8 protein-coding genes are annotated in these 3,661 nt (G+C 51.3%); all 8 read right to left on the bottom strand.

Going from position 1 to position 3,661, the window contains the following annotated elements:
- Positions 1–46 precede the first annotated feature (46 nt).
- Entirely contained in the window at positions 47–412 is a 366-nt protein-coding gene (gene rpsM / locus B2067_RS12645; protein ID WP_301388684.1) for a 30S ribosomal protein S13, read from the bottom strand.
- 123 nt (positions 413–535) lie between these two features.
- Positions 536–649 carry a 50S ribosomal protein L36 gene (gene rpmJ, locus B2067_RS12650; protein WP_068440836.1) on the bottom strand — a complete coding sequence of 38 codons (114 nt, stop codon included), beginning with the start codon at positions 647–649 and terminating at the stop codon, positions 536–538.
- Positions 650–676: 27 nt separating this feature from the next.
- On the bottom strand, positions 677–2,005 hold the full coding sequence (gene secY / locus B2067_RS12655; RefSeq protein ID WP_301388685.1) for a preprotein translocase subunit SecY: 1,329 nt from the start codon (positions 2,003–2,005) through the stop codon (positions 677–679).
- Positions 2,005–2,439: a 50S ribosomal protein L15 gene (gene rplO / locus B2067_RS12660; RefSeq protein WP_068443054.1), complete on the bottom strand. Its 435-nt coding sequence runs from the start codon at positions 2,437–2,439 to the stop codon at positions 2,005–2,007. Before rplO ends, secY begins: the two co-directional genes overlap by 1 nt.
- A gap of 1 nt (position 2,440) precedes the next feature.
- Positions 2,441–2,626, bottom strand: coding sequence for a 50S ribosomal protein L30 (gene rpmD, locus B2067_RS12665; RefSeq protein WP_068443059.1), 186 nt, complete (start codon positions 2,624–2,626; stop codon positions 2,441–2,443).
- A gap of 6 nt (positions 2,627–2,632) precedes the next feature.
- Complete coding sequence (gene rpsE / locus B2067_RS12670; RefSeq protein ID WP_068443062.1) at positions 2,633–3,145, bottom strand: 30S ribosomal protein S5; 513 nt, start codon at positions 3,143–3,145, stop codon at positions 2,633–2,635.
- A gap of 10 nt (positions 3,146–3,155) precedes the next feature.
- Positions 3,156–3,506, bottom strand: a complete 351-nt coding sequence (rplR, locus tag B2067_RS12675) for a 50S ribosomal protein L18 (protein ID WP_068443064.1) — start codon at positions 3,504–3,506, stop codon at positions 3,156–3,158.
- 10 nt (positions 3,507–3,516) lie between these two features.
- Positions 3,517–3,661: 50S ribosomal protein L6 (gene rplF / locus B2067_RS12680; RefSeq protein WP_301388687.1), on the bottom strand; the 145-nt coding region annotated here is incomplete at its 5' end.

Consider the following 3,661-nt stretch of genomic DNA (forward strand, 5'->3'; position numbering starts at 1 on the left):
CTTGGCTTGGTTGTTTTGCCATTTTCTGACTCCTCGTCTCTCGCTGTTATTTCTTCTTGCCGGCAATGGCCTTTGCAGGGCCTTTGCGCGTACGAGCGTTGGTGTGGGTACGCTGACCACGAACCGGCAGGTTACGACGGTGGCGCAGGCCACGGTAGCAACCAAGGTCCATCAGACGCTTGATGTTCATCTGAGTCTCGCGACGCAGATCACCTTCAACTGTGAACTTACCTACTTCGTTACGAACAACATCGAGCTGATCTTCGCTCAGGTCACCAATTTTGGTGTCTTCAGCGATGCCAGTTGAGGCACAGATCTGCTTCGCAGTCGTCTTACCAATGCCATAGACATAGGTCAGAGAAATAACTGCATGCTTGTTGTCAGGAATGTTGACACCGGCAATACGGGCCATGTCTAACTCCGTTACACTTACTTAATGAAAGGGCGGCGAATACTACAGGTCGCCTGCTTAAAAAGCAAGCGACCTGATTTCAGCCACCCGGCCTTGTCAGGATTGACCTGACTCGTCAGAGGATTAGCCCTGACGCTGTTTGTGCTTAGGATCTGTACAGATCACTCGCACACTGCCGTTACGGCGAATGATTTTGCATTCACGGCAGATTTTCTTTACAGATGCACGTACTTTCATGACGTTCTCCTGTATACGGTGCACGCCTTATCGGCGAGTACCATATTGATGTAAATTAGACTTCTTCATCAGAGATTCATACTGATGAGACATCAGGTGCGATTGAACCTGAGCCATGAAATCCATCACGACGACGACCACAATCAGCAGCGAGGTGCCACCGAAGTAGAACGGCACGTCGGCACCAATAACCAGCAGCTGAGGCAGCAGACATACAGCGGTGATGTACAGAGAGCCGAACAGTGTCAGGCGACCCAGTACTGTGTCGATGTAGTTTGCAGTCTGCACACCTGGGCGGATACCCGGGATAAATGCACCAGACTTCTTCAGGTTTTCAGCCACTTCACGCGGATTAAACATCAACGCGGTGTAGAAGTAGCAGAAGAAGATGATGCCTGCAGAGAACAGCAGCAGATAGAGCGGCTTATCAGGGGCCAGCAGCATGCTGAAGACCTGAAGATATTCAGCCATCACACCTTCACCCTGACCGAACCACTGACCGAGAGAGGCCGGGAACAGCAGCAGTGATGAAGCAAAGATTGCTGGAATTACGCCTGCCATATTGAGCTTAAGCGGCAGGTGGCTGGTTTGAGCAGCAAACACCTGACGACCCTGCTGTCGCTTAGCATAGTTGATAGTAATCCGGCGCTGACCACGTTCTACGAACACGACAAACGCGATTACCGCAACTGCAAGCACAGCAATACCAAGCAACAGAGCGATGTTCACCTCACCCGTACGGGCAGATTCGAACGCTTGTGCCAATGCTGATGGCAGACCGGCCACAATACCGGCAAAAATAAGAATAGAAATACCGTTACCGATGCCGCGCTCAGTTACCTGCTCGCCCAGCCACATCATGAATACCGCACCAGCCACGAATGACGGGATAGCTGCGATATAAAAATCTGGACCGGTTGAAAAGGTTACACCCTGGCTCGCCAGACCTGCGGATACACCGAAGGCCTGAAGAGTTGCCAGGAGTACAGTTCCGTAACGGGTGTATTGGGTAATCTTACGACGCCCCGCCTCACCTTCTTTCTTAAGCTGCTCAAGCTGTGGGCTCACCGCGGTAAGCAACTGCATGATAATCGACGCAGAGATGTAGGGCATGATACCCAGCGCGAGAATACTCATACGCTCCAAAGCACCACCAGAGAACATATTGAACATCTCCAGGATCGTGCCCTGGTTCTGATCAAACAATCTCTCGAGTGCCTCTGGATTCATCCCTGGTACCGGAATATGGGTACCAATGCGATATACAATAATTGCCAGAATCACAAAACGGATGCGAGCCCAAAGCTCGCCCATTCCGTTCTGCATCCCTGCCGGGAGTGAGCCTTGCTTAGCCATTAGTCTTCGACCTTACCACCCGCTGCTTCAATAGCAGCTTTAGCGCCTTTAGTAACTTTAAGACCTTTAACGGTCACAGCTTTGCTGATTTCGCCAGACAGAATTACGCGAGCCTGTTTAATTTTCTCGCCAATTACGTCAGCAGCTTTCAGCGCTGCCAGATCGACAGTTTCACCTTCAACCAGAGTCAGTTCGTTGAGACGAATCTCAGCAACGTACTGTGCCTGACGTGAAGTGAAGCCGAACTTAGGCAGACGACGGTGGATTGGCATCTGACCGCCTTCGAAGCCTGGAGCTACTTTACCGCCAGAACGTGATTTCTGACCTTTGTGACCACGGCCGCCGGTCTTACCCAGACCAGAACCGATACCACGACCAACACGCTTAGCAGTAGGCTTAGAACCAGGAGCCGGGCTCAATTCGTTGAGACGCATATTACTCCCCTTCTACCTTAACCATGTATTGAACTTGATTGATCATGCCGCGCACAGAAGGAGTATCTTCCAGCTCAACAGTGTGACCAATACGACGCAGGCCCAGACCTTTCATGGTCTCGCGGTGCTTTGGCAATTTGCCAATAGTACTGCGGGTCTGGGTAACTTTTACGGTTTTCTTAGCCATGTCAGATTACCCCAGAATGTCTTCAACTGACTTGCCACGCTTCGCTGCAACCTGCTCTGGTGATTTCATCTGCGCCAGACCATTAAAGGTCGCGCGAACTACGTTCACCGGATTAGTTGAGCCATAGCACTTGGCCAGTACGTTTTTAACACCAACCATTTCCAGAACGGCACGCATCGCACCACCGGCAATAATACCGGTACCTTCAGATGCAGGCTGCATGAAGATGCGCGAACCTGAGTGCACGGCCTTAACCGGGTACTGCAGAGTCGAACCGTCCAGCTGGACGTCGATCATGTTGCGCTTAGCCTGTTCCATTGCTTTCTGGATTGCAGTTGGTACTTCACGGGATTTACCACGTCCAAAGCCAACGCGACCGTTGCCATCGCCTACCACAGTCAGAGCTGTGAATGCGAAGATACGACCACCTTTAACTACTTTGGCTACGCGGTTCACCTGAACCAGCTTTTCCTGCAGTTCGCTTTCGTTACGTTCGTTGTTACGTTCGTTATTCGCCATGATCTACCCCTTAGAATTCCAGGCCGCTTTCACGAGCCGCGTCAGCCAGAGCTTTAACACGACCATGGTATTTGAAACCGGAACGATCGAACGCTACTTTGGTCACGCCAGCCGCTTTCGCGCGCTCCGCGATCAGTTGACCAACTTTGGTAGCTGCAGAAACATTACCAGTGATTTCGCTACGCAGATCAGCTTCTACAGTAGAAGCAGTTGCCAGTACGGTTGCGCCGTTAGCAGCAATGACCTGAGCGTAGATGTGTCTTGGTGTGCGGTGTACGCACAGACGTACCGCGCCTTTGTCACGGATGTTAGTCCGTGTTTTCGCGGCACGGCGCAGACGAGCTTTTTTCTTCTCATTCATGGCCTAGCCCTTACTTTTTCTTGGCTTCTTTACGACGCACATTTTCATCAGCATAACGAACACCCTTACCTTTATAAGGCTCTGGTGGACGATAGCCACGGATCTCAGCAGCAACCTGACCAACCTGCTGTTTGTCGATACCTTTGATAACGACT

Source organism: Thalassolituus sp. UBA2590, assembly GCF_002339775.1.
Lineage (GTDB): Bacteria > Pseudomonadota > Gammaproteobacteria > Pseudomonadales > Oceanobacteraceae > Thalassolituus.